Below are 22,730 nucleotides of genomic sequence, written 5' to 3' on the forward strand. Positions count from 1 at the left end.
AATAAGGATATAAAAGAAAATATGTATATGATCTTACTCAACAGTTAATGGGCAATGTTTTAACGATTTCAGGAAAATTATTCTTTAGTTCTGAATATAACTTGTTAATAGGTAAACCTACTACATTATAAAAGTCTCCATCAATTTTCTCTACAAAAGTAGCTCCCCAGTCGTCTTGTATACCGTAGCTTCCTGCTTTATCCATTGGGCTTCCGGTTTTTATATAGGCATCTATTTCTGCTTGTTCAAGAGTTGAAAAATGCACTTTTGTAGCTACTGAAAATTTGACTGATTTTTTAACTGTGGATTGCTCATCAGTTACTAACAAAGAAACTCCGGTATAAACGGTATGTTGTTCACCGCTTAGTTTATTTAACATTTTTGAAGCTTCATCATGATCTTTTGGTTTCCCAAGGATTTTGTCTTCGAATACAACTATAGTATCTGATCCAATTACAAAACTATTAGAACAAGACGTCCCGACACTTAACGCTTTTTGGTCTGCTAAATCTTCAACGATCTTAACAGGATCAGTTTCAAGAGAGTGTTCTTCAATGGCACTTGGGATTACTTCAAACGTTAGGCCAAGCTGTTTTAATAATTTTTTTCTTCTGGGGCTTTGTGAAGCCAGGATTATTCTCATTCTGTAGGATATCGCCTTTGCAGTTAAAAGATAATTAAATAACTTCTGGTTCCGTTTCAAACTTAGAAAACGTTAAGGTTTATAAAAAAATAAATGGCAAAAAAGAATCGAAAGAATACCGACAATCATCCAATGTTTTTCTCATCGTTTAACTATAAGCTTATAGGAATAGCGATATTTTTGATTATCACAGGTTTCACAGCTATGTATATCGAAAACGAAATTCATGGATTTATTTCTTTATTTATTTCACCTATAATGATAATGGCCGGCTATGTGATTGTTATTTTTGCCATTCTTAAACACAACAGAGGCAAACAAGAAGAATCCGGACAATCTTCTTAAAGTGACTCATCGTCACGTAAATATCTTTTTTTTATTCTCGCTGATCTTCATTTTTTTCATTTTTGGAGAACTCGATGATCATCTCAGGATATTACTCGCACTACTTCTTGCGATTATTTTTGGAATAACAGCTTTTTTGTTGAACTGGTTAACTTACGATGGAGCTCTGGCAGCCGGTATTTTTGGGGTGATTTCCTTTGGGTTTGGAGGTTGGCCGCTGGCGCTCATTGCTTTATTCTTTTTTATATCGGCATCATTACTTTCCAAAGATATTGCAGCTACCGATGAATCGTTTTCAATAAAATTTAGAAGAGATGGTCGGCAAGTTTGGGCAAATGGTTTTTGGTTGTGTTTGTGGATATTAATTTGGTTTATCACAGGCAATACAATTTTTTTAGCTGCATCTATTGCCAGTATAGCAGCAGCTACTTCTGACACATGGGCTACAGAGCTGGGAAGCGGTAGGAACAACAGAACTTACCTGATCACTAACTTAAATCAGGTGTCAGCCGGAACTGATGGAGGTGTTAGTATAAAAGGAACTCTTGGAGCTATGTTTGGTTCAGCTATTGTAGGGTCTTTATGTTGGTTGTTACTAAACGAGATCAATCTAATAACAGCTGTTATAATTTCAATAACAGGTTTTTTGGGATGTTTTGTAGATTCTTTTCTTGGAGTTAAACTTCAGGGTAATTCTCTTAATATTCCTTTTCTATCAAATAACGAAAATGGAACCATAACAGTTAGCAATAATATTGTAAATTGGCTTTCTACTGGTTCAGCATCAATCTTAGTACTTTTAATAACATTAATTATATAATATGAAGTGGTATAAAAAATTACATTGGCAGATAATTCTTGGTTTGGTACTGGGGTTGATATGGGGACTGGTTTCAGCAGTAGCCGGATTTAATGAATTTACCTTAGATTTCATAAAGCCATTCGGAACCATATTTATAACACTTCTTAAACTCATTGCTGTTCCACTGGTTTTAGCTTCATTGGTTGCAGGAGTCACAAGCCTGAATGACACCGCTTCTTTGTCGAGAATGGGGGGGAAGACAGTTCTTATCTATCTTTGTACTACAATTTTTGCAATCACCATTGGCTTAGTTTCGGTAAACTTATGGGAGCCAGGAAAAGCACTTCCTGAAGAAACCAAAATAGAGCTTCAGGAAACATATCGGGATAATGTTGGAGAGAAAGAAGAAGGGGCTATGCTTGTTAAAGAGCGACGACCGCTGGATTTCATTGTCGGAATTGTGCCGGATAACTTTTTTAAATCTGCGAGTGAAAACTCAAACATGCTTCAGGTTGTGTTTGTTGCTATACTTCTTGGTATTGGGATAATTAAAGTTGGGGGAGAAAAAGGAAAACTGCTGGTTAATGTTTTCGATTCATTTAATGATGTAATTATCAAGATCGTGGATCTTATAATGAAAACGGCACCATATGGTGTTTTTGCGCTAATGGCGGCACTAATTGTTGATCTGGCAGGAGATGATCTGGGAAAGGCAGGAGACCTGCTCTACGCTCTTGGAGCTTATTGTTTAGTAGTTGTTTCGGCTCTTATTTTACATGTATTGCTGGTTTATACCGCGATGTTTAAGATCTTTACGAAAGTAAAACTAGGTACATTTTTTAAAGCCATTCGCCCGGCTATGCTTCTTGGTTTTAGTACAAGTTCCAGTTCGGCGACGCTTCCGGTAACTATGGAGAGAGTAGAAAAGAATCTTGGGGTAGAAGAAGAGGTCTCAAGTTTTGTTCTGCCGATAGGCGCAACTATCAACATGGATGGAACTAGCTTGTATCAGGCTGTTGCGGCTGTTTTTATCGCTCAGGCATTAGGGATGGATTTGACTATAATTCAGCAGTTGACCATTGTTCTTACAGCTACATTAGCGTCCGTTGGTGCAGCCGGAGTACCCGGCGCAGGAATTGTGATGTTAGTTGTTGTGCTCCAGGCAATTGAAGTTCCAGTAGAGGGTATCGCTTTAATACTCGGTGTAGACAGGATTCTAGACATGTGTAGAACTACAGTCAATATTACCGGAGATGCAGCTGTTGCGCTTACCGTGGCTTCATCAGAAGGAAAACTTGGAGAGCCAAATTTAGATGACTAGAAAATTCAAAAAAGTTGAATTTTAATATGCCTTTTAGTCCAGAAATAGTTTAATTGTAATGTATTATCAGTATTCAGATAAAAGGTAAAGCCTATGGCGGAACCGCTACAAAACAAAGCACTTTTTAGAACACTACATATCGCCCTTTTCTTTTTTGTGATTCTCATCACAAAATCTTCTTATGCTCAATCCCTATTGTTGCCGGGAGATATTGTATTTGTTTCAGTTAACTCTACTACCAATCAGTTTGAGCTGGTGCCATTGATCGATCTGGAGATTGGTACAGAATTCAATGTCAGTAATGGTTTATGGGATAACTCTGATTTAGTGTTCTCTCAAGGACAGGAAGTAAAATTTACTGTTAAGAAAAAGATAGAAGCAGGGACTCCATTTAAATTCACTTCTAAAGAAACCGAATATTTAAAGAAGGATGGTTCAATAATATTATCTGAAGAGAGAGAACAACTTTTCATTTATCAAAAAGATAATGAACAGACTCGTTTTGTATATGCATTGGGATGGGGTGAAAAAAAGGGAAGGAGAGATCGTTCGTTCTTCGGTTCTGATATACCAGAGGTTTTGAAGGATAATAAAAATACTGTTCTGAGACTCGGCACAGAGAATAATTATCAATACTACATCAGAAACGGAGCTAGTGGTACTCAGAAAATGCTACTTTCATTTGTCTCTAACGCTGCCTATTGGAGAGGAAACAATGAAGCAGATTATTCAGATTTCGGAACTTCTTTTAATCTTTTGAAGGCACCGGTTATACTTTTTGATGAAAGCCTTTCAAGTGTTAAGGAGAATGAAAAGAAGACAATTCTGAACGTCGCTATTTATGAGCATGACGGTTCAAAATTGACAGTAGATGTTGTTTTTGATTCTTTATACAGTTCTCTGTCTCGAAATGAAATAAATGGGTTCAGATCTAAAAAAATTAATTTCACCGGATTAATTGGTGACGCTGTTTACGAAGTAGAAGTACCCTTAGAAGATGATAAAGATTATGAAGGTTTTGAAACCGGAATATTTAGTCTCCAGAATCTAAGCACCGGAAGGTTTGGCGATTTTATATCTCATACTGTAATGGTAAGTGATAATGAACTTCCTGAGATCAAATTTGAGATTATAGAAAACTTGAATAAAAAGGTTTTGGTACTGCATAATCTCGAAAGCAGAGAGTTAGATCTTAGAGATTGGGAATTAGTAAAAGGAGATGTAAAGGTTGTATTCCCAAGAAATACGAGCTTAAAAGTTGGAGAATCCATAGTAATTCTAGCCGGAGAAGACCAAGGATTATTTTCAAACTCTTTGCTATTAGACAATGAAAAAGCTGAGTTGCTTAATTCTAACGGCACTATTCATTTAAAAAATTATGAAGGAACTAAAGTTGCAGAGGTAAGCATCTCTAAAAAAGAAGAAAACTCTAATAGCCTTGTTTCTTCAGGTCAGGTAAACACAAATTCCCCGGAAGGCACAAAAGGCGAAAATCCTAATGTAGTTAGCGCAATCTCTGAAACAGTAAATCCCGGGTGGAAAACAATATCAAATACTGCATTAAATGTAAGTGAGTTTCCTTCCACAGACTTTTTTTATTGGAATAAGAATGAAAGAAGTTTTAAGAACGTTAGTGAGTCTTCATCAGAAGAAATCGAGAATAATATTTTGGTAGGTTATTTTGATGAAGCTTCAGCAAAAAAATTTGCTGAAATAAAGAAGAAAAGTTTAGAATCTATTTCCGGTAATACGCTGGATTTAAATATAGAGGCAACTGATGCAGATGAAAACGGAATTATTCAATCAACAGAGGGATTAAATCTAGTCAGTAATAATACAAGCGGAACTTTTTCTTCAGTACAATTGACAACGGTATTAAAAAGCAGATTAGAATTAACAGAAGAAATAAGTGTTTTTAAAAGTTCACCTGAATTCGGAAAAATTTCAGCACTTAAAGAAGATGAATTAATTTTTCCAGGAGATATTTTTTGGCTCAAATTCAATGTACAAGTTCCCGAAAGAAAAATTTCATTAGAGCTTCAGGAGTTGAACATAGATCCAATTATTGAAGAAAGAGAAAGAGGGATATTTGAGCTTGAATTGAATGGTAGTTCCAAATCGTCAAATCTTCAGGTTTCTTTTGTCGAAGAAGAAGCATCACTTAATAAGTTGAATCTTAAGTTAAATGAAGAATTATACCTTTCGGACTTTAATGAACTTGTTCTTACAGCTAATTTAGAAGGTAATCATTATGATCAATTAGATATAGAGAAGGACAGTAAGCATATAACTACTCTGCCATTAGATATTTCCAGCGATAAAAGTGGGGAGTTTGAATTTAAAGTTAAAGAATGGACTGATATTCCTGATGGATGGGTTATACAAATAGAAGACCTGAAAGAGGAGAAAATTTATGAAATACATGACAATTGGTCTTTAAAATTTAACTACTCAAACATGAGCGCTACGGAAAGTGATAATGTATTCTTTCCTTCTGTTGAAGATAGATTTGTGCTAAAAATGATTCCGAAAGAATTGGTAGATACAGGCGATGAATTACCAATCACAGTTGAATTACATCAAAATTACCCGAATCCATTTAATCCAACCACTACAATTTCTTTTTATATGCCTGAAGAGGGATTAGCTAAGCTTTCAGTTTTCAATATTGTTGGGCAACCTGTTGCAGTATTACTTCAGGAAAATAAAGCCCAAGGAGAACATTCCTTTGAATGGGATGCATCTGATATGCCAAGTGGAATTTATATTTATCAATTAGAAGTAGGTACAAAAATAATGACAAGAAAAATGACTCTTGTCAAATAACAATAATCAAAAAACTAAAACGAATACTTCCATCATAAAATGGTAACTAAGAATATTCAAGGTATCGATGTTCCCGAAATCGGACTTGGCACTTTTAAATTGATCGGGAAAGAATGTGAACAAATCGTAAAGCTAGCTCTTAATCTTGGCTACAGACATATTGATACAGCTCAGGAATATAAAAATGAAAGAGAGATAGGAGAAGCTATAAAGCATGCTCACATACCAAGAGAAGAGCTCTTCCTGACTACAAAAATTTCTTTGCTGAACATGGAAGCTGATGATGTTATTAAATCTACAGAGCGATCTCTTCAGGACCTGGATGTACCATATTTGGACCTACTGCTGATTCATTGGCCAAATCCGGATGTGGATATTGAACAAACTATTGAAGCAATGCTTTCCATTAGAGATCAGGGAAAAGCGTTAAATATCGGTGTGAGTAATTTCCCAATGAAGCACCTGAAAGAAGTAAACGATGAATTAGCCGCTCCTATTTTCTGTAATCAGGTAGAATATCATGCTAATTTAGGGCAATTTGATCTGTTAGATTATGCTGCTGAAAATGACCTGATGGTAACTGCATATAGCCCGTTAGGTCAGGGAAAAGTGTTGGAAGAACCATTGATAAAAGAATTGGCTCTAAAATATGATAAAACCCCTGCTCAAATTGCATTGCGCTGGTTAATTGAACAAGAGCAAGTTGTTGTTATTCCAAAAGCTTCAAACAAAGCACATTTAGAAGAAAATATGGACATCTATGATTTTGTTCTGGAAGATGATGATTTCTATGCTATTGACGAATTACCAAAAGATCAACGAATTGTGACCCCGGATTTTGCCCCGGATTGGGACGCTGTTTAAGATCTTTCTACGAGTGAGAAAATCTGGCTTGAGCTATGATCTCATCATTCTGGTTTCTTAACTGATGTAATGTTGATTCATGTTCAGAGGCTTTTACTTGAGATAGTATAACGTCTCCGTACACAGCTTCACGTAAGAATAGAATGTCAACAGCATTTACTCTGGAAATTTGCCCTTCATTTAAGGGCTCACTCATCCATTCTAAATAACGGGTATTATTTACATGCTGATTCATATCCAGATCAGAACGACGTACTGGAATTTCTTTTTGAGAAGCAGGTTCTTCAATTCTCGGGATCTTATCTGAACGAACAGCCAATACATTATCTCTGTCAGATAATCTGGTATTTAAAATATCTTCTGTCATCCGAACTGGACGTCTAGTTTTCATACTGATCATCATCCAATAGCTCAAACAAACGACAAGCTCGTTATTTTCCTCATCCAAAATTCTATAGTTTCTGTATGCTCTCAATGCATCACCGGCAGCAGGCCAGGTTTCAATTGTGATGGATTCTCTCCATTTTGGAAAGCGTTTTATCTTGATGTCCATTCTGTGAAGTACCCAGGTTAGGTCCTGTTTATGAAGATCAGTGATATCAAAATTAAGCAACAGAGCGTGATTTCCGGCTACTTCCTGGAATAGGCTACAAATTGAGGAAAGAGTGATCTTGCCATTTGTATCAACTTCGCTTGCTCTTACTTCAAAGTGTTCCGAATAAATAGAGGTGCTGTCCATAGATATTATTTAATTTCATCAGATAACTTAAAAAAAGTGAATACAAGTTCCCTCATAAAAAAAGAAACCTTAACTTAAAGCATGTTAACAAAAAGGATTATCCCTTGTCTGGATATAAAAGAAGGCAGAACAGTTAAAGGAGTAAACTTCGAAGGGTTGAGGGATGCAGGTGATCCTGTTGAACTGGCCCGAAGATATTCTGACGAAGGAGCTGATGAGCTGGTTTTTCTGGATATTACTGCGACCTTGGAAAAAAGAAAAACTCTGATAGAGCTAGTAAAGAGAATTTCGACTGAGATCAATATTCCATTTACGGTTGGTGGCGGAATAAGATCAGTAGAAGAAATTGAAGAGCTACTAAAAGCGGGAGCTGATAAAGTATCTCTGAACAGCAGTATAGTAAAAGATCCTGAATTGATAAACAGAGCTTCAGAAGCTTTTGGAGCTCAAGCGATAGTAGCTGCGGTTGATGCAAAGAAGGTAGATGATCATTGGGATGTATTTATAAAAGGTGGAACAGAGAATACCGGTAAAGATGCCTTGAAGTGGATGACAGAAGTGGAAGAAAGAGATGCAGGCGAAATTATGCTTACAAGTATGGACAGGGACGGCACTAAAAACGGGTTCGATCTGGAGCTGTTATCGCAAGTTAATAAATGTGTAAGCATCCCGGTAATAGCAAGCGGTGGAGCAGGAACTATTCAGCACTGTATTGATGCAATCAAAGTGGCAAATGTAGATGCAGTTCTCGCAGCAAGCATCTTTCACTTTAAAGAAATTGAAATTTCAGAACTCAAGCGAGTTTTAGGGGCTGAAGGAATCCCAATCAGACCAAGTTAAAAAATTAATTAAAATTTATTTTATTACGCATAATTATTTATTTGCCTAAATAAATTAAATTCCGATAAATCAACGGAAGCGCTTTTCTAAAATACTGAGCAAAATAGACCGCTGTTAATTCATGACAAAAAAGCTTCCTAATGCTCTATTAGCCTAATTTTTTAAGTAAGTGCTCTGTCTCTTCATTTTCGGAATATTTGAAATAGTGCAAAAAAATCGTCTTTTTTGTGCTTGTCCATTCTTAAAAACAATTAGTGCTATCTGTAAAATGTCTAATAAATTTAATTACTGTTCTGAAGAGCATTCGGCTTGTGGCGTAGGTTTTATCACAAGTAGAAAGAAAGAGTATTCACATCTACATTTAACAGAAGGTTTGCATGCATTAAGATGCGTGGAACACCGGGGAGCTTGTTCAGCGGATGGAATTACCGGTGACGGAGCCGGAATAATGACCGATATTCCTTTTGATATGCTTGGTTATGAAAAAGATACTGTAGCCGTTGCAACATTATTTTTGACAAACGATCAGGATAAGCAGAGAAAAGCGTTACATATTTTTGAAAATACATTCAGCTTTTTTGGGTTGGATATTTTGAACTATAGAGATGTTCCTGTAAATCATTCTGTATTGGGTAAAGATGCTTCAGTTAATGTTCCGGTAATTAAGCAGGCAATTATAAAGCGACCTGAAAGAAGTAAAACCAATTTTTCGTTTGATAAGAGGTTGTACAATGCAAAACAATTAACCAGGTCAAAACTTTCAGCTGATTCGTTAATTCAAAGTTTACATTTTGCGTCGCTATCAGCTCAAACGATCGTTTATAAAGCATTAACAAAGGCGGAAGCATTAGACGAGTTCTATCCAGATCTGAAAAACGAAAAATTTACAACACGTTTTTGTCTTTTCCACAGGCGGTTTAGTACAAATACGAAAACATCTTGGGACAAAATTCAGCCACTAAGACTTATAGGGCATAATGGAGAGATCAATACAATAGCCGGTAACCGATCATGGGCTAAATCAAGAGAAAAAATGATTGGCGCAGAGCGAAATGAAATACTTACAAGATCCAATATTAGTGATTCAGGTAGCTTAAACGAAATGGTGGAGGCTTTGCGATATCGTAGCAGCATTCCTAATGTAGAAGATATTTTGGCAATAATGATGCCTCCTGCTACAGAAGCGAATCAGTTTTATACATTTTGGAGCAGAGCTATGGAACCATGGGATGGTCCTGCTTTTATTACATATGCGAACGGTTATACTATTGGGGCACGGCTTGACAGAAATGGTTTTCGTCCATGTAGATGGGTTCGTACTAAAGATCATTTTTATCTTTCATCAGAAGCGGGAACCTTTCATATCAAGGAAGATGAAATAGAAGGCAAGGGAACTCTTTATGCAGGAAGAGGAGTTACAGTGGATCTTAGTTCCGGCGAAGTGTTATTCAGAGATCCAAGCCATTCGAAAGATAACCATGATGCTAATTTTGATTCCCGATTAAAACCTATTCCCAAAACCATTAGTGATATTGAGGCACGGTATGACGAAAAATTAGCTACTTTTAGCTATACCGATGAAGAGCTTTCTAAAGTAATATATCCAATGGCTGAAACGGGTAAAGAGCCAATCGGATCGATGGGAGATACAGCTCGTTTGGCGGTTCTGTCAACTGAACCAAGATCCTTTTTTGATTTTTTTTACCAAAATTTTTCACAGGTAACTAATCCTCCTTTGGATTATATAAGAGAAAAGATTGTAACCGATCTGACAGTTCACTTAGGAAAAAAGCCTAATATTTTTGAGCCGAAAGAACTTATTCCTGCAGCGCCTGCATACGAATTAAAGAGTCCTTTCTTGAGTTTAGCACAGATGGAATTTTTAAGAGATTTGATCATTAAATATGCTCCATCAGATCGTGTTGTTCCATTCGAAATCGAAACAACCTTCAAAAGAAGTCATGGATCGGTTGGTTTTAAATCCAGACTTAAAGCCATTGGAAAAGAAGCAATAAGAGCAGTAAGAAGTGGCTATTCTATTATAATTTTGAGCGACAGAAAATCAGATTATGATAACCCGGCTATCCCTTCACTATTAACTTTAAGGAGAGTTGTTAATGCTCTTAATGACGAAGGTCTGAAATTGAATGCGTCGGTGGTAATAGACACAGGAGAAGTGAAAAGTACACATCATGCTTCTGCTTTAATTGGTTTCGGAGCCCAGGCAGTATGTCCTTATTTAGCTTTGGATGTTGCAAGGAATGTAGATCATCGTTCTCTCAAAGATCTGGATTCAGATACTAAGGAAAGAAATCTGCTTAAAGCGTTTGATACCGGATTACTGAAAATAATGGCAAAGTCCGGGATATCGGTTGTTAGAAGTTATCAAAGTGCGAAGCTGTATTCGATATTAGGATTAGGGCCTAAAGTTGTGAACGAGTATTTCCCTCAGGTTCAAAGCCCGATTGGTGGACTGGAAATCAATCAGATTGCTGAAAGAGTGTTGGCAAGAACAGAGGATAGATCATCAAAAGAACAGGAAAGATATAAACCCATCAAGAGCTATCAATATAAAGAGCATGCGCGTGGTAAAATGGGTGAGAAGCATTCAATGACCAATTCACGATCTAAAATTATTCACGAATTAGTTCGGGATAAGAAGCTCGATCTAACAGATATGTCATTATTTGATGAATATCTTAAACTTGGACTAAATGATGAACCTGTTGCATTAAGACATCTTTTTAAACCTAAATATTCTTCCCAAAAGTTACCGCTGGATAAAGTACGTCCGGTATCTCACATCCTTAATAAGTTTGGGTCAGGTGCGATGTCTTTTGGAGCAATAAGTGCTGAAGCTCAGAGAGATATATTCCTTGCGATGAAAGAAATAGGTGGGCGTTGTAACAGTGGTGAAGGAGGAGAAAACCCATATTACTTCACTGAGGGGATTTCTGCTTCAGTAAAACAAATTGCTTCAGGAAGGTTTGGTGTTACAGCGGAGTATCTGGTTTCAGGAGAAGAGATCCAGATAAAAGTATGTCAGGGAGCTAAACCCGGTGAGGGGGGGCAACTTATGGGCTTAAAAGTAAATGAAGATATAGCCAGAGCCCGATACGCAAATCCCGGTTTTGATTTGATTTCTCCTCCTCCTTTGCATGATATTTACAGCATAGAAGACCTGAAGCAATTAATTCACGATCTAAAGCAACTGCATCCTGAGGGAAAAGTGAGTGTTAAATTAGTTTCAGGAGTCAATATCGGAACTATAGCAGTTGGAGTAGCAAAAGCAGGTGCTGACATTATACAAGTTTCCGGTGGGGAAGGAGGGACAGGAGCGGCTTCCCTAAGCTCGATGAAACATGCAGGTCTGCCTTGGGAAATAGGCTTGCTGGAAGTGCATCAATCATTGATAGAGAATGACTTAAGAGATCATGTGATCTTAAGAACTGATGGCGGGCTCTCAAGCGGAAAGGATATTATTTTAGCTTCTATTCTTGGAGCAGAAGAATTCGATTTCGGTAAGTTACTTTTGATTGCTGAAGGTTGTGTAATGGCGAGAATTTGTGAAAAAAACACATGTCCGACAGGTATTGCAACCCATGATCCCAAATTCAAAGCCAAATACAAAGGAAATAAAGATCATATTGTAGATACGCTAACCTATTTAGCAGAAGATGTACGAAGAGAGCTGGCAAATATCGGAATAGAATCTCTTCAGGAGATTATGGGAGATACCGGCTTATTGTCAATTGATGATAAGCACCAACCACTCATTAATGAGCTGGGATTAGATCTGAGTTTCTTTACCTCCGCTCCAAAATATAGAAAAACAGAAAGTCTGAGATCATTATCAGATGCAGTAAGTCCATTTAATTCTAAGATCATTCATCAACTGGAAGAAAAAATAAGCAAGAATGAATCTATTGATGCAGAATACAAGATTTTTAACACAGATCGTTCTGCTTTAGCTACACTCATCGGGCTTCTGGCAGATAAAGAAAGTAAAAGCAGATTGGCATCCATAAAAGAAGCCGACACTACAGTTCAACCATATAGTAAAAAGATCAATTTAGTTTTCAGAGGTAGTGCAGGACAGAGTTTTGGTGTTTTTCAAACCGATGGAGTCAACATTCGATTAATTGGTGAAGCTAACGATTCAGTTTGTAAGTCAATGAGTGGTGGAAAAACGGTAATTGTTCCTCCTGAAAATGTAAAGTATAAACCTGAAGACAACGCAATAATCGGGAATTGTGCATTGTATGGAGCTACTAATGGAAAATTCTATGTATATGGTCAGGCCGGTGATAGGTTTGCAGTTCGAAATAGTGGAGCTACAGCTGTTGTAGAAGGCACAGGGATGCATGCCTGTGAATATATGACAAATGGTAAAGTTGTTATTCTTGGACATACTTCAGATAATGTAGGAGCGGGGATGACCGGAGGTGAACTATTTCTTTATGAAGATCCTAAAACCCGGGTCAATACCGATTATATAGTAAAAGCTGAAATATCTAAATCAGATAATGAGAAGCTTAGAAAAATAATAGAAGATTATTTCGAAGAGACTAATTCTTCCAAAGCAGGATATATATTATCAGATTGGGAAAAAGTATCTGGTAATTTTAGCAAATTTATACCTCATTCAATGGTCGAAAAGAATAATATATCAAAAGCAGAACCTGCTAATTAGATCGATTGTTTAAATGGGCTCTTCAGTTAATTTCTTTTTTAGAGTAGCAAGCTCATTTCTTCTACGAACGTAGCACCTATGTTCCCATCGTGATAAAAAGCTTACTCCTATAAAAAGAAGTCCGAAAATTATTGAGTACCATATAGGTTTATCGCTCATAATCAGGCTGAGAAGTGATATAAAAAAAACAGCCGGCCAAAATCCGTACAACATACCTTTAGATAAACTAACCTGGTATTCAGAAATAGATAAGGCATGTTCTAGATCACCGAGAACTGACCGGTCAAAATTTTCAGTTTTATTCTTTCTAAGAATTCTGTTGATCAATCCATATACAGTAATTAACGAGAATAGCACAACAGAAATAAATGAAAAGGTATTGCCTTCATCTTTTATAAAGTCGAAATAAACAAGTATTCCGGCAGCTATTAATCCGGTTAAAATTAATATCCATTCCGTAGTATTTGCAGTTCGACCTGCTTTTCGGGCTTTAGCGAGAACTTTTTGATGAAGAACTTCTTCCCTTATCACATACATAGGTTTATTGTTTTGAGAGTCCCATATTTTTTGAAGGTCATTAAATTTCATGGTGCTCCTCTATTTCTGATTGATTAGTCAGGTGTTTTTTGATCCTATGAATCTTTACACCGATATTACTTTCTGAGATCCCAAGTATTTCTGCCATTTCTTTATAACTGAAGCCGTCTAACATAAGCAGGGTAATAGAGCGATCAACTTTATCCAGTTTTTCTATCTCTTTGTACAACCAATCTAGTCGTTCATCAACAGGCTCATTTACTTGTTCCAGAATATGTGTCACACTTTCAATATTCTGCTTTCCATCTGTATGCTTTCTGTTGTTTCTGGTCCAGTTCAATGCCACATTTAGAGCAATACGATAAAGCCAGGTACTTACTTTTGATCTTTCTTTAAAATTTGGAATAGACCGCCATATTTGAATTGAAACCTCTTGAAACAGATCATTTTGATCCTCATGTGTAAATGCATAGGCACGAACCACTTTAAAAAGAAGAGGCTTAAATTCTGTGATCCAACGATCAAATATGTCTAATTGTGTTTTATTTCTCATAAAAGGGTATCCAGGTAATTAGTACCCCGGGCTAACTTATTTCTTACAACAATATTGAACTTTTTCAGAGGAACTGAACTTTCTAAATATGCTAATATTAAATTTTTTCGAAACTTTGATTAGCGTTTCTAAAATGCAGACCTTTGTTTCAGAAATTTAAAATGTATAAGAAAACTAAATGGGCGTTTCTAAAAAGTTAACAAAGAAAGATTATAAGTTTTTGATCGAATTAGAAGAACTTTTATACGAACGGAAGGAAGATATGCCAAAAGGCTCATATACTACTTCCATGTATAAAAAAGGGTTAGATAAGATCGCTCAAAAAGTAGGAGAAGAAGCGGTGGAAACTGTAATAGCTTCAAAAAATGAAGGCGATGGAGAAACTATTGCCGAAGCTGCAGATCTGATGTTTCACTTAATGTTATTACTGGCAGAAAAAGAAATTCCTATGCACAAAGTGATAAAATTGCTTCGCAAACGTCACAGTAAAGGCGATCATAAACATATTGGAGAATAAAATAAAAGCCCGATTCAATTAAGAATCGGGCTTTCTCTCTCTATCACACATATAGCTTATCAGCTATTCGCTTCTAGTGTAATATCTTCATCAAGTTCATTTCTAGTCTTGAACATGGTGTGACTCAATAAGTTCCGTGTATTAATGTGCCGATTCAGATTTCTTTCCCAAACATGATTCGGTGTCCGTCTATGGTTTTGATACCAAACTCCCGTTGTCCCCATGGTTTGTCAGCAAGTTGGGATGTGATTTCTATTTCTTTGGATGAAAATTCATTATATAACTCGTCTATATCTTCTACATCCACGTATGCAAAGTACTGGTGATCTCCAAGTTCATGGGGAGGGATAGCATCTTTACATTCTCCCAGCATCACATAAAAATTATCTCTGTACAAAAAGCACCAGTTTTCATCTTCCCAATCAACTGAAAAGCCAAGTTGGGTTTTATAAAAAGCAGATGAAATTTTCAGGTCAGGAACAGCTAGAACATGTCTTGTTTTATTCAATTTCATAATTGTTGCTTTAAATTATTTCTTTAACAAATCCCTTATTTCTGCTAATAAAACTTCTTCTTTAGAAGGCTCAACCGGTTTGGGATCTGGCTTTTTCTCTTCTTTTTTCATGAAGTTATTATAGACTTTTACCAGACTAAAAATTGCTACGGCTACAATGAAGAATGTAATAATGGTATTAATAAAAGCACCGTAATTAATTGTAACAGTTTCAACCGTGCCATCTGCTAAAATCTTTTCAGAAACAGTAACTGTAAGCTCACTGAAATCAACTCCGGCAATCAAATATCCGACGGGCGGCATTATGATATCATTCACAAATGATTTTACGATAGCTCCAAAGTAAGTAGCAAGTATTAAACCTACGGCTAATTCTATTACGTTTCCTTTGGATACAAATTTTTTAAATTCCTGAATTAAGTTTTTCATCTTGCCTGTCCCTTTAATTTGATAATAACTGTTATATACAAAACAACTGATATACCGTTATGAAACATTCATTATTTTTATTAATCCTTTTTTTAAAACTGAATTCCTTTCAGGGATTAGAAACCAGTCAGGCAGAAAAACAGATTCGCCTATTTGATATCAATGATTACTCCTGGCTTGTTGGCTCTTGGAAGGGAGATGGGTTCGGAGGTATTTCTGAAGAAATTTGGTCTAAGCCTGAAAACGGAGTTATGATGGGAATGTACAGACATCTGAAAGACGATAAACTTGTGTTCTATGAGTTTCTGATCCTGGATAAAACAGGATTGAGACTAAAACATTTTCATCCCGATTTAAAAGGATGGGAAGAAAAAGATGAAACTACATTCTTTGAAATGATCGATTACTCCCCCACTAAAATAGAAATGAAGGGTCTGATCTTTGAAAAGAAAACCGATAACCTGATGGAAATAAGATTAAAGTTGAACAGAAACGGCAAAGTAGAAACAGAAGTATTTACAATGTTACGCCAAGAATAACTTAATTCCCCATGAATATATTCTTAGGCATGTGCATTGTAACGAGCATGTGAGGTACGTCCACTACTTCAGCTATTTTAAGGTCGCCGGCTAGTGAGCAAAGTGCATAGGCGTCTTCTCTGGATAATCCATGCTCATCCACCAGATAATCTATCATATATCGGGTTGCTTTTTTAGCTGCTTCATCAATGGTTTCTCCAAAACCGGTTACCGCATAATACTCATCAGTTTCATACTGGGGTTCCTCAATGGACCTGCCGTTTTTAATTACCTCAACTTCATAAACAATTTTCATTGGTGCTTCTATAGCTGTTCCGCAAACTTCACCCAGACCCTGAGCAGCATGAGTATCTCCAATTGAAAATAAAGCACCTTCTACAAATACAGGAAAATACACAACGGTTCCTTCCACAATATTCGGATCGTCCATGTTCCCACCATTTGCTCTGGGAGGTATGGTTGATAAAGAATCTGAAGTGGCAGGAGCGACTCCCATCACTCCCGGAAATGGTTTTAGAGGAATGGAGATATTGTCACTAAACTTAGCTGCAGATTTATCCTTCGAAAAATCGAAGGTTTTTAAGTACGGATCGGTAAATTCATCTGCAAGAAAGCCAAAGCCCGGTACGATAGCTGTCCAACCCCAGTCTCCCATTTCTATTTTATGAAGAGTGACTTTCAGTACATCGCCCGGTTGTGCGTTTTGCACATATACAGGTCCTGTTAAAGGGTGGATGGGGTCAAAGCTGAGATTATTAAGATCATTAACGTCAGAGTTGGTGCTGAGTTGTTGATCGGACGCTTCCTCTGTTGCTACTTCAATTACTGAACCGGACGGCACGGAGATAATGGGTTCTATTGAATTACTCCAAAGATTATGAGTTTGGTCCTGGTTTAAATAAAACTGAGGAGTTGGATAATCAGAGTAAGTCTCATTGTTTTTAGTACAGGAAAACAATGTTGCCAAAACAAGAATTGCGAGGTAAATTTTCATAGCGTTTATTTTAATTATAACAAAGATCTCGGTATTTCAACAATATGTTCCTCTAAGTTATATATTTGTCGTAAGATCGAAATCAGTTAATAAAAAAAATTATACATGAATATTACAGTAAACTGGCTACAAACAGATTTTCACATGGAAGCGGGAAATGAAGAGGGCGGAAAGATCCGTATTGACGGGAATACTCAAATCGGAGGCTTGGAAGGTGGAATGAGTCCGATGCAATTACTACTTGCCGGAGTGGGTGGGTGCAGCGCAATAGATGTGATCTCTATACTCGAAAAGCAAAAACAAGATCTCAAAAGCCTAACGGTTGAGGTAGATTCAGAAAAAGTAAAATTGAAAGAAGGATATTCAGAGTTCAAAGAAATCCACCTTCATTTTAAGCTTTCCGGAGATCTGGATGTAAAAAAAGTAGAACGTGCTTTAGAGTTATCAATCACCAAATATTGTTCTGTATCCAAGGCTTTAGAAAAGGGCTCTGAAATTAGTTATGATTATGAAATCGTTTAGAACTGTAAATACTACTTTTTTAAAAGTTGCTTCAGCATGTATTGTTATTCTGATAATAAATTTGATTCCGTATCAACAAACATTTGCCCAAGATATAAATAAGAGATTCGACAGTCTCATTGAATATATAGAGAAGAAGTATTCTGAGGAATATGATCGTACTTTTGATTTAACTATGATCACAAACCCTGAAGTTCTTGATACGATAAGACCAAATGAAAAAAAGATACTCACATATAGTCGGGATGTCTGGGATGATATTATTAATGGAAGATTTGATTGGAGGATGTCATATCCTGAAAGTAAACATAGAGTAGTATTACTTGCAGTTTCTGGAAAAGGAACTACTGGTTTATACACGAGTCATAGCCTTCCACAGGAAACAGATAATTCAAATAATGGATGGTGGAGTTACCATATTTTAATGCTCGATGATATAGATAAAGAGTTTAATTTAGAAATTTCTCTAAGTGAGGAATCGATCTGTAGTTCTTGTGAAATAAAATATGGAGTTGCCGTTTTAAACTATTCTAAATCTAAATAACCAACGTAACAGTTAAGTCTGTCTTAGAGATACGAGTCATTCAGAAGTAGTTGAATGGGTATAGATTTTTTGAAAGTGATGGGATGGTTTTTGCCACTAGGTGTCATATTTAGTACATTGGGGATTATAAAGTTCAATAAAACAGATACTTATATATGGCTAAATGCGAGTTATACCAAGACGTTAAAGAAGAATGGAGATGGAGAAGAGTTGCAAAGAACGGGGATATAGAAGCGCATTCTACACAGGGTTTTGAAACTGAAGAAGAAGCAAGAAAAGACGGTAAGGATTGTAAAGAGTGTACCAGTTACCTAAGAAAATTCTACTAAAGTTATAAAAAACAGGGTCTGATTATTTGAGTAACAGGAGGGGGATTACTTAACTCCTGTGCTACCGAATCCGCCTTCTCCTCGGTCGGTTGAGCTGAGATCATTAACTTCTTTTACCGGAAATTGTGTAACCGGTGCAATAACCATTTGCGCTATGCGATCTCCGTGTTCAACAGTAAAATCCTCATTGCCGTGGTTAATTGCGATTACTTTAACTTCACCTCTATAGTCAGCGTCAATAGTTCCAGGGGAATTCAGCATAGTAATTCCATTACGGATAGCTAAACCACTTCTGGGGCGGATCTGTGCTTCAAAACCATCCGGAATAGACATCTGGAGACCTGTTGGTATCAAAGTCCTTTCACCGGGTTTAAGAGTAACAGGGGTCTCTAATGCGGCTCTGATATCCATGCCTGCTGCTGATTTACTTTCGTATTCAGGAAGTGGAAGGTCTTTAGCGTGGGGAAGTTTTTTAAACAGGATCGAGTTCATAAATCTTTACGTGAATATTCAATTAATCGTACAATAGTATTGCCAAAAAGAACTTTTACTCTCGCTTCAAGAGGTATTCTGAGGTCATCGGCTAAAAACCAAGTTCTGAAATCACCTGAAAATCCAAATGGTCCGTCAATATTTTCAGTAGAACCCTGACTTAGGTAAGTTTCAACTTCTCCATCAAAAGGTGCGTAGTTCCTCATTTCAATATTAGATGAGTTGGTCATGTTAATATAGCCGAGTTTTTTTGTTACATAAACAGGCAAGCGGGAATTTCGATCACTCCCGGCAAATAATCTGGAAAAATAGAAAATTTCCTGTCCTGAAGTAGCGGGTTCAACCAAATCAAGAGTATCACGAGTATCATCTTCCTCTTTGTAACGCACTACATTTTCAGTACGATCGAACTCGTACACGATCTCTTTGAATTTTTCTTCATCAACATTGTCTTTCCAGTAGTAGGAAGAAACAGGTATGCCACTTTCATTAACAAAAAATAAAGAATGAAATAAGTCCAGTTCTTTGCCAACCAAAGGGATCCTGGAGTTAGATCTTATTGTAGTGACCAAATGCTTATTCAGTGTTCCGTTATAAAGAGTGTCTGAAAGCAACTCTACTTCAACCCATCCAAGCTTTAGGAAACCGTATTTTACTTCATACCTAAATGTTTCCTTAACAGAAAACAGGTCTTCCATTGTAGGTTGGTCAGCAGAATTATTCGGGTAAGAGTGCTGACCGGACGCATTAGAACTTAGGAAAAACCAACCTAGAAAGAGAAGTGAGATATATTTCATGTAGAATTAAACGATCTAGCTTTCAGTTGAGTCTTCCAGTCCGACGAAATTTTTAAAAGCCTCTTCATCGTATCCAACAAGAACTGCTTCATCGAAAACCAAAACAGGTCGTTTGATCATAGATTGATTTTCCTGAAGGGTTTGGATCATGTCCTGATCAGAAAGGTTCTTGTCTTTTAAACCCAGATTTCTGTATGTGGTGCCTCTTTTATTTACAAGAACATCCAACCCAACCTTATATTCCAGTTCTTTTATCTCATCAATTGTAAGCGGCTCTTTTTTAAGATCGATGAATTCAAATTCGATCTCATTTTCGGTTAACCATTTTCTGGTTTTTTTTATGGTATCACAGTTTTTTATACCAATTACATGCAACATAGCATTTCAACAATTAAGTTTTGTATTTTCAGTTAAAGATAAGGTTTGCATCGCCAATAATGAACCCCAATCCTGTTTTCACACAAGCTTAAAATGAAAATCATTCCAACTTTTTTACTAATAACTATTTTTCTGTTTCTGAGTTGCACAAGTAACGACGCACAGCGTGAGTTTGAATCGGAAGCTTTCCGTGATCCTTCAGGAATAACGCAAGTATCTTCACAAGGTGAGGTTTTAAGTATAGATCCTGATGATTGGAGAACGTCACCTTTTTTTCAAGGGGTAATAGAAGTGAAACCAGCTTATCCTAACCCCATTGAACTGGGGGGAGTTATAGAGTTCGAATATTATGTTTCAAGTGTACAACCGGTTAATGGTCTACAAGTAGTTATCCGGGATGTGAATGGGCAACTTTCAAATCAAATTTATATGAGTTCCAACAATCCTTTACCTAATGGGGTAGATAGTTTTCGATTAGACTCAAAATCTTTAAGTCCTGATAATTCGGACGCATTAGCGCGAGGCTTACACCGAGTTTTCTTTTTTGATTTCAATCAACGATTGATTTCTTATGGGGATATTCGAGTAGATTAAAGCGAAGAAATTCTGCTATTTCAAATGTAAAATAATTTAAGTGCGCTTTTACTATTTAGATAGTATTAGTATTTAGTTTCTGTTCCCACAATCAACTAATTCTTTTTACTATGAAATCTCGAATTACTACACTCAGTTTAGCGCTGGTTTTGGTAGCAGTATTCGCTATCAACACAACCGTAAAAATACATCATGATGAAGATGCAATTAAAGAAGTTCTTGAAACTGGGTATGTTCATGGAGCTTTTAATGAATTGAACCCCGAAGCCATGACCAAAACTTTCCATGAAGACTTTGCAATATTCTCGCCCGGAAGAGAAGGAAAAATAAATCGATATCCGATTGCAAACTGGGTAGAAGGAACAAAGAAGAGAAAGGCTGATCCGAATTTCGATCCCGCAGAAAATAAGTGGGAGCATACATTTAAGAGAGTAGATGTTTCCGGAAAAGCAGCTCATGTAGAATTAGAGCTTCATCGAAATGGCAAGCTTGTTTACACTGATTATTTGTCTCTTTTAAAATTCGAAGATGATTGGAAAGTGGTAGCTAAGGTGTATCATCAACATGAAACTCCCTGATCATTCATTCCTGAAAATAGTATTTCAAATAATGATCTAAACTATCCGGAAAGCCGGGACCTCGTAAATTTTTGGCAACTATAATTCCATCCGGATCAATAAGGAAAGAAGTCGGATATCCGGTTATTCCATATTGATCAGGAATTTCATTAGAAAGAATTTGATTCCACTGAACATTAAACTCTTTGATGGTCTTTGAAAGCCTTTCCTTATTATCGTTACCTGCTATTCCTAAAAACTCGATTTTTGATTTATCAATAGCATTATATGTTTCAATATGCATGGGAAGTTCATCAATACAGGGAGCACACCAACTTCCCCAAAAATCCAGAAATACAAACTTTCCTTTGTAGTCATTCAAGCTGATCTCTTGTCCTGTTGTAAATTCATTTCCTGTGATTGGCTTTGCCGGGAAACCTACTTGAGTTGAAAACAGCACACTATCTTCAGGAAACTCCTTAAGCCGTAATACCATTTTATTAGCATCTACGCCCAGATTCTGAAAAACTCTGTTATCAACCCTTAAGTATTCGTTTAATTCAATTGGGGTGTATACAAGAACAGAATCATCAGGATCGATGATAAGTGAAGTTATATCTCTGAAATCAGTACTTTCAAAGCCATTGCTTATCTGAATGATGTGATCATTCATTGAAGCAGTATAATGAACAGGGAAATTATAGATCAATCCAAAAGGGAGGTGAGATATTTTAAGCTTTGTTTCCTGCTGCTCAATTTTTCCATTCCGGTATACTTCTAATTTAACAGAGTGTGTTTTCCCGGATCCAAATATTCCGGTTTCATTTTTCGTTTGAAAGGTTTCTTCATCACTGAAGTCAAGATCATTATCAGTATCTAAGCGGTAGTAAATGTTACCATCCGGAGTTTCTGATAAAGCAATATGAGTAAATGATTTTATTGGCTTGCTCGAAAACGATTTATCATCAGGATTAAAATCCCAGCTCTCTTTTAATCCGGCAAACATTAACGAATCGATGTTGCCTGCTATAAAATTTTGATAAGCAAACTGACGAGCATCAAACCAAATTTGTTTTACAATAGATTTATTCCATTCCTCAGGCACTCCTGAAAGCTCTTTTTTGGTTTTTCTCCATGGATTATTCTGACTTCTTGGCTCTAAAGAAATTACACTTGATAAGGGATTAAATGCGCCATAGCCTTCCTTAGCTTCCAGTGGTAGTTCAATAACTTTATAAAATTCTTTTTCAATATCATCAGCACATGAAAAGAAAAAAGGGAGAACTATTAAGAGAATATATTTATTCAACACTTGGCTTATTTTATATCTAAATAAGTACTTATAAATAAAGAAGCAAAAA

Annotated in this window: 25 protein-coding genes; 14 read left to right on the forward strand and 11 right to left on the reverse strand. The window is 36.5% G+C overall.

The features are described from left to right. Positions 1-37: 37 nt before the first annotated feature. The gene (locus A8B79_RS05385) at positions 38-643 is read right to left on the reverse strand and encodes a Maf family protein (protein ID WP_066219092.1); all 606 of its coding nucleotides are present in this window, start codon (positions 641-643) and stop codon (positions 38-40) included. A 93-nt stretch (positions 644-736) separates the two neighbouring features. Here A8B79_RS05385 and A8B79_RS05390 point away from each other — a divergent pair, with 93 nt between their 5' ends. The 5 genes from A8B79_RS05390 (at position 737) to A8B79_RS05410 (ending at position 6,801) form a co-directional block, all read left to right on the forward strand. Continuing rightward, positions 737-988, forward strand: coding sequence for a hypothetical protein (locus A8B79_RS05390; RefSeq protein WP_082894068.1), 252 nt, complete (start codon positions 737-739; stop codon positions 986-988). 1 nt (position 989) lies between these two features. Continuing rightward, positions 990-1,808, forward strand: coding sequence for a DUF92 domain-containing protein (locus A8B79_RS05395; protein ID WP_066219095.1), 819 nt, complete (start codon positions 990-992; stop codon positions 1,806-1,808). Between the two features lies 1 nt (position 1,809). Further along, entirely contained in the window at positions 1,810-3,111 is a 1,302-nt protein-coding gene (locus tag A8B79_RS05400; RefSeq protein ID WP_066219100.1) for a dicarboxylate/amino acid:cation symporter, read from the forward strand. Positions 3,112-3,204: 93 nt separating this feature from the next. Then, entirely contained in the window at positions 3,205-5,937 is a 2,733-nt protein-coding gene (locus tag A8B79_RS05405) for a T9SS type A sorting domain-containing protein (RefSeq protein ID WP_066219103.1), read from the forward strand. 39 nt (positions 5,938-5,976) lie between these two features. Continuing rightward, positions 5,977-6,801, forward strand: coding sequence for an aldo/keto reductase (locus tag A8B79_RS05410; protein ID WP_066219106.1), 825 nt, complete (start codon positions 5,977-5,979; stop codon positions 6,799-6,801). Positions 6,802-6,808: 7 nt separating this feature from the next. On the opposite strand, the gene A8B79_RS05415 is transcribed toward A8B79_RS05410, so the two are convergent. Next, positions 6,809-7,540, reverse strand: a complete 732-nt coding sequence (locus tag A8B79_RS05415) for an acyl-[acyl-carrier-protein] thioesterase (protein ID WP_066219109.1) — start codon at positions 7,538-7,540, stop codon at positions 6,809-6,811. Between the two features lie 81 nt (positions 7,541-7,621). Between A8B79_RS05415 and hisF the strand changes: the two genes are divergently transcribed. Both hisF and gltB read left to right on the forward strand, forming a co-directional pair. Further along, positions 7,622-8,380 carry an imidazole glycerol phosphate synthase subunit HisF gene (hisF, locus tag A8B79_RS05420; RefSeq protein WP_066219112.1) on the forward strand — a complete coding sequence of 253 codons (759 nt, stop codon included), beginning with the start codon at positions 7,622-7,624 and terminating at the stop codon, positions 8,378-8,380. 268 nt (positions 8,381-8,648) lie between these two features. Next, positions 8,649-13,073, forward strand: a complete 4,425-nt coding sequence (gene gltB / locus A8B79_RS05425) for a glutamate synthase large subunit (protein WP_066219115.1) — start codon at positions 8,649-8,651, stop codon at positions 13,071-13,073. A 9-nt stretch (positions 13,074-13,082) separates the two neighbouring features. On the opposite strand, the gene A8B79_RS05430 is transcribed toward gltB, so the two are convergent. Together A8B79_RS05430 and A8B79_RS05435 are read right to left on the reverse strand one after the other, a co-directional pair. After that, on the reverse strand, positions 13,083-13,661 hold the full coding sequence (locus tag A8B79_RS05430; RefSeq protein WP_066219117.1) for a hypothetical protein: 579 nt from the start codon (positions 13,659-13,661) through the stop codon (positions 13,083-13,085). Continuing rightward, a complete protein-coding gene (locus tag A8B79_RS05435) occupies positions 13,651-14,163 on the reverse strand; it encodes an RNA polymerase sigma factor (protein WP_066219122.1) in 513 nt (170 codons plus the stop codon). The genes A8B79_RS05430 and A8B79_RS05435 overlap by 11 nt, the downstream gene beginning before the upstream one ends. A 178-nt stretch (positions 14,164-14,341) precedes the next feature. Here A8B79_RS05435 and hisE point away from each other — a divergent pair, with 178 nt between their 5' ends. Beyond that, entirely contained in the window at positions 14,342-14,680 is a 339-nt protein-coding gene (hisE, locus tag A8B79_RS05440) for a phosphoribosyl-ATP diphosphatase (RefSeq protein WP_066219124.1), read from the forward strand. A gap of 154 nt (positions 14,681-14,834) precedes the next feature. Here hisE and A8B79_RS05445 read toward each other — a convergent pair whose 3' ends face one another. Continuing rightward, the gene (locus tag A8B79_RS05445; protein ID WP_082894070.1) at positions 14,835-15,194 is read right to left on the reverse strand and encodes a VOC family protein; all 360 of its coding nucleotides are present in this window, start codon (positions 15,192-15,194) and stop codon (positions 14,835-14,837) included. 15 nt (positions 15,195-15,209) lie between these two features. Next, on the reverse strand, positions 15,210-15,623 hold the full coding sequence (gene mscL, locus A8B79_RS05450; protein ID WP_066219131.1) for a large-conductance mechanosensitive channel protein MscL: 414 nt from the start codon (positions 15,621-15,623) through the stop codon (positions 15,210-15,212). A 59-nt stretch (positions 15,624-15,682) separates the two neighbouring features. Here mscL and A8B79_RS05455 point away from each other — a divergent pair, with 59 nt between their 5' ends. Next, the gene (locus A8B79_RS05455) at positions 15,683-16,162 is read left to right on the forward strand and encodes a DUF6265 family protein (protein ID WP_066219136.1); all 480 of its coding nucleotides are present in this window, start codon (positions 15,683-15,685) and stop codon (positions 16,160-16,162) included. A 1-nt stretch (position 16,163) separates the two neighbouring features. Here A8B79_RS05455 and A8B79_RS05460 read toward each other — a convergent pair whose 3' ends face one another. After that, complete coding sequence (locus tag A8B79_RS05460) at positions 16,164-17,156, reverse strand: acetamidase/formamidase family protein (RefSeq protein WP_082894071.1); 993 nt, start codon at positions 17,154-17,156, stop codon at positions 16,164-16,166. Between the two features lie 105 nt (positions 17,157-17,261). Between A8B79_RS05460 and A8B79_RS05465 the strand changes: the two genes are divergently transcribed. The 3 genes from A8B79_RS05465 (at position 17,262) to A8B79_RS16210 (ending at position 18,551) form a co-directional block, all read left to right on the forward strand. After that, complete coding sequence (locus A8B79_RS05465; protein WP_066219139.1) at positions 17,262-17,678, forward strand: OsmC family protein; 417 nt, start codon at positions 17,262-17,264, stop codon at positions 17,676-17,678. Continuing rightward, on the forward strand, positions 17,665-18,222 hold the full coding sequence (locus A8B79_RS05470; RefSeq protein WP_066219144.1) for a hypothetical protein: 558 nt from the start codon (positions 17,665-17,667) through the stop codon (positions 18,220-18,222). The genes A8B79_RS05465 and A8B79_RS05470 overlap by 14 nt, the downstream gene beginning before the upstream one ends. A 155-nt stretch (positions 18,223-18,377) precedes the next feature. Next, the gene (locus A8B79_RS16210; protein ID WP_201118469.1) at positions 18,378-18,551 is read left to right on the forward strand and encodes a hypothetical protein; all 174 of its coding nucleotides are present in this window, start codon (positions 18,378-18,380) and stop codon (positions 18,549-18,551) included. Positions 18,552-18,596: 45 nt separating this feature from the next. On the opposite strand, the gene dut is transcribed toward A8B79_RS16210, so the two are convergent. Genes dut through A8B79_RS05485 form a run of 3 tightly spaced genes read right to left on the reverse strand, consistent with a single transcriptional unit; the run spans position 18,597 to position 20,218 of the window. Beyond that, the gene (gene dut, locus A8B79_RS05475; protein ID WP_066219150.1) at positions 18,597-19,043 is read right to left on the reverse strand and encodes a dUTP diphosphatase; all 447 of its coding nucleotides are present in this window, start codon (positions 19,041-19,043) and stop codon (positions 18,597-18,599) included. Continuing rightward, positions 19,040-19,840, reverse strand: coding sequence for a DUF3108 domain-containing protein (locus A8B79_RS05480; protein ID WP_066219155.1), 801 nt, complete (start codon positions 19,838-19,840; stop codon positions 19,040-19,042). Before A8B79_RS05480 ends, dut begins: the two co-directional genes overlap by 4 nt. A gap of 15 nt (positions 19,841-19,855) precedes the next feature. Beyond that, positions 19,856-20,218 (reverse strand): arsenate reductase family protein, encoded by a 363-nt coding sequence (locus tag A8B79_RS05485; protein ID WP_066219158.1) that lies wholly within the window; start codon positions 20,216-20,218, stop codon positions 19,856-19,858. A 93-nt stretch (positions 20,219-20,311) separates the two neighbouring features. On the opposite strand from A8B79_RS05485, the gene A8B79_RS05490 reads away from it, so the two are divergent. Together A8B79_RS05490 and A8B79_RS05495 are read left to right on the forward strand one after the other, a co-directional pair. Next, positions 20,312-20,812: a hypothetical protein gene (locus A8B79_RS05490; RefSeq protein WP_066219163.1), complete on the forward strand. Its 501-nt coding sequence runs from the start codon at positions 20,312-20,314 to the stop codon at positions 20,810-20,812. 110 nt (positions 20,813-20,922) lie between these two features. Continuing rightward, the gene (locus A8B79_RS05495) at positions 20,923-21,390 is read left to right on the forward strand and encodes a nuclear transport factor 2 family protein (protein ID WP_066219166.1); all 468 of its coding nucleotides are present in this window, start codon (positions 20,923-20,925) and stop codon (positions 21,388-21,390) included. Between the two features lie 4 nt (positions 21,391-21,394). On the opposite strand, the gene A8B79_RS05500 is transcribed toward A8B79_RS05495, so the two are convergent. Beyond that, on the reverse strand, positions 21,395-22,678 hold the full coding sequence (locus A8B79_RS05500) for a TlpA family protein disulfide reductase (protein WP_066219168.1): 1,284 nt from the start codon (positions 22,676-22,678) through the stop codon (positions 21,395-21,397). Positions 22,679-22,730 lie beyond the last annotated feature (52 nt).

This window comes from Balneola sp. EhC07 (assembly GCF_001650905.1).
Classification (GTDB): Bacteria; Bacteroidota; Rhodothermia; order Balneolales; family Balneolaceae; genus Balneola.

Bases quoted from the DNA above. Each gene is read 5' to 3' on its own strand.
- A8B79_RS05405 (WP_066219103.1), top strand. From the start codon at position 3,205: ATGGCGGAACCGCTACAAAACAAAGCACTTTTTAGAACACTACATATC.
- A8B79_RS05460 (WP_082894071.1), bottom strand. From the start codon at position 17,156: ATGAAAATTTACCTCGCAATTCTTGTTTTGGCAACATTGTTTTCCTGT.
- A8B79_RS05415 (WP_066219109.1), bottom strand. From the start codon at position 7,540: ATGGACAGCACCTCTATTTATTCGGAACACTTTGAAGTAAGAGCAAGC.
- A8B79_RS05495 (WP_066219166.1), top strand. From the start codon at position 20,923: ATGAAATCTCGAATTACTACACTCAGTTTAGCGCTGGTTTTGGTAGCA.
- A8B79_RS05390 (WP_082894068.1), top strand. From the start codon at position 737: ATGGCAAAAAAGAATCGAAAGAATACCGACAATCATCCAATGTTTTTC.
- A8B79_RS05400 (WP_066219100.1), top strand. From the start codon at position 1,810: ATGAAGTGGTATAAAAAATTACATTGGCAGATAATTCTTGGTTTGGTA.
- A8B79_RS05470 (WP_066219144.1), top strand. From the start codon at position 17,665: ATGAAATCGTTTAGAACTGTAAATACTACTTTTTTAAAAGTTGCTTCA.
- A8B79_RS05455 (WP_066219136.1), top strand. From the start codon at position 15,683: ATGAAACATTCATTATTTTTATTAATCCTTTTTTTAAAACTGAATTCC.
- A8B79_RS16210 (WP_201118469.1), top strand. From the start codon at position 18,378: ATGGCTAAATGCGAGTTATACCAAGACGTTAAAGAAGAATGGAGATGG.
- A8B79_RS05490 (WP_066219163.1), top strand. From the start codon at position 20,312: ATGAAAATCATTCCAACTTTTTTACTAATAACTATTTTTCTGTTTCTG.
- A8B79_RS05465 (WP_066219139.1), top strand. From the start codon at position 17,262: ATGAATATTACAGTAAACTGGCTACAAACAGATTTTCACATGGAAGCG.
- gltB (WP_066219115.1), top strand. From the start codon at position 8,649: ATGTCTAATAAATTTAATTACTGTTCTGAAGAGCATTCGGCTTGTGGC.
- A8B79_RS05430 (WP_066219117.1), bottom strand. From the start codon at position 13,661: ATGAAATTTAATGACCTTCAAAAAATATGGGACTCTCAAAACAATAAA.
- dut (WP_066219150.1), bottom strand. From the start codon at position 19,043: ATGAACTCGATCCTGTTTAAAAAACTTCCCCACGCTAAAGACCTTCCA.
- A8B79_RS05410 (WP_066219106.1), top strand. From the start codon at position 5,977: ATGGTAACTAAGAATATTCAAGGTATCGATGTTCCCGAAATCGGACTT.
- A8B79_RS05480 (WP_066219155.1), bottom strand. From the start codon at position 19,840: ATGAAATATATCTCACTTCTCTTTCTAGGTTGGTTTTTCCTAAGTTCT.
- mscL (WP_066219131.1), bottom strand. From the start codon at position 15,623: ATGAAAAACTTAATTCAGGAATTTAAAAAATTTGTATCCAAAGGAAAC.
- hisF (WP_066219112.1), top strand. From the start codon at position 7,622: ATGTTAACAAAAAGGATTATCCCTTGTCTGGATATAAAAGAAGGCAGA.
- A8B79_RS05435 (WP_066219122.1), bottom strand. From the start codon at position 14,163: ATGAGAAATAAAACACAATTAGACATATTTGATCGTTGGATCACAGAA.
- A8B79_RS05445 (WP_082894070.1), bottom strand. From the start codon at position 15,194: ATGAAATTGAATAAAACAAGACATGTTCTAGCTGTTCCTGACCTGAAA.
- A8B79_RS05385 (WP_066219092.1), bottom strand. From the start codon at position 643: ATGAGAATAATCCTGGCTTCACAAAGCCCCAGAAGAAAAAAATTATTA.
- A8B79_RS05485 (WP_066219158.1), bottom strand. From the start codon at position 20,218: ATGTTGCATGTAATTGGTATAAAAAACTGTGATACCATAAAAAAAACC.
- hisE (WP_066219124.1), top strand. From the start codon at position 14,342: ATGGGCGTTTCTAAAAAGTTAACAAAGAAAGATTATAAGTTTTTGATC.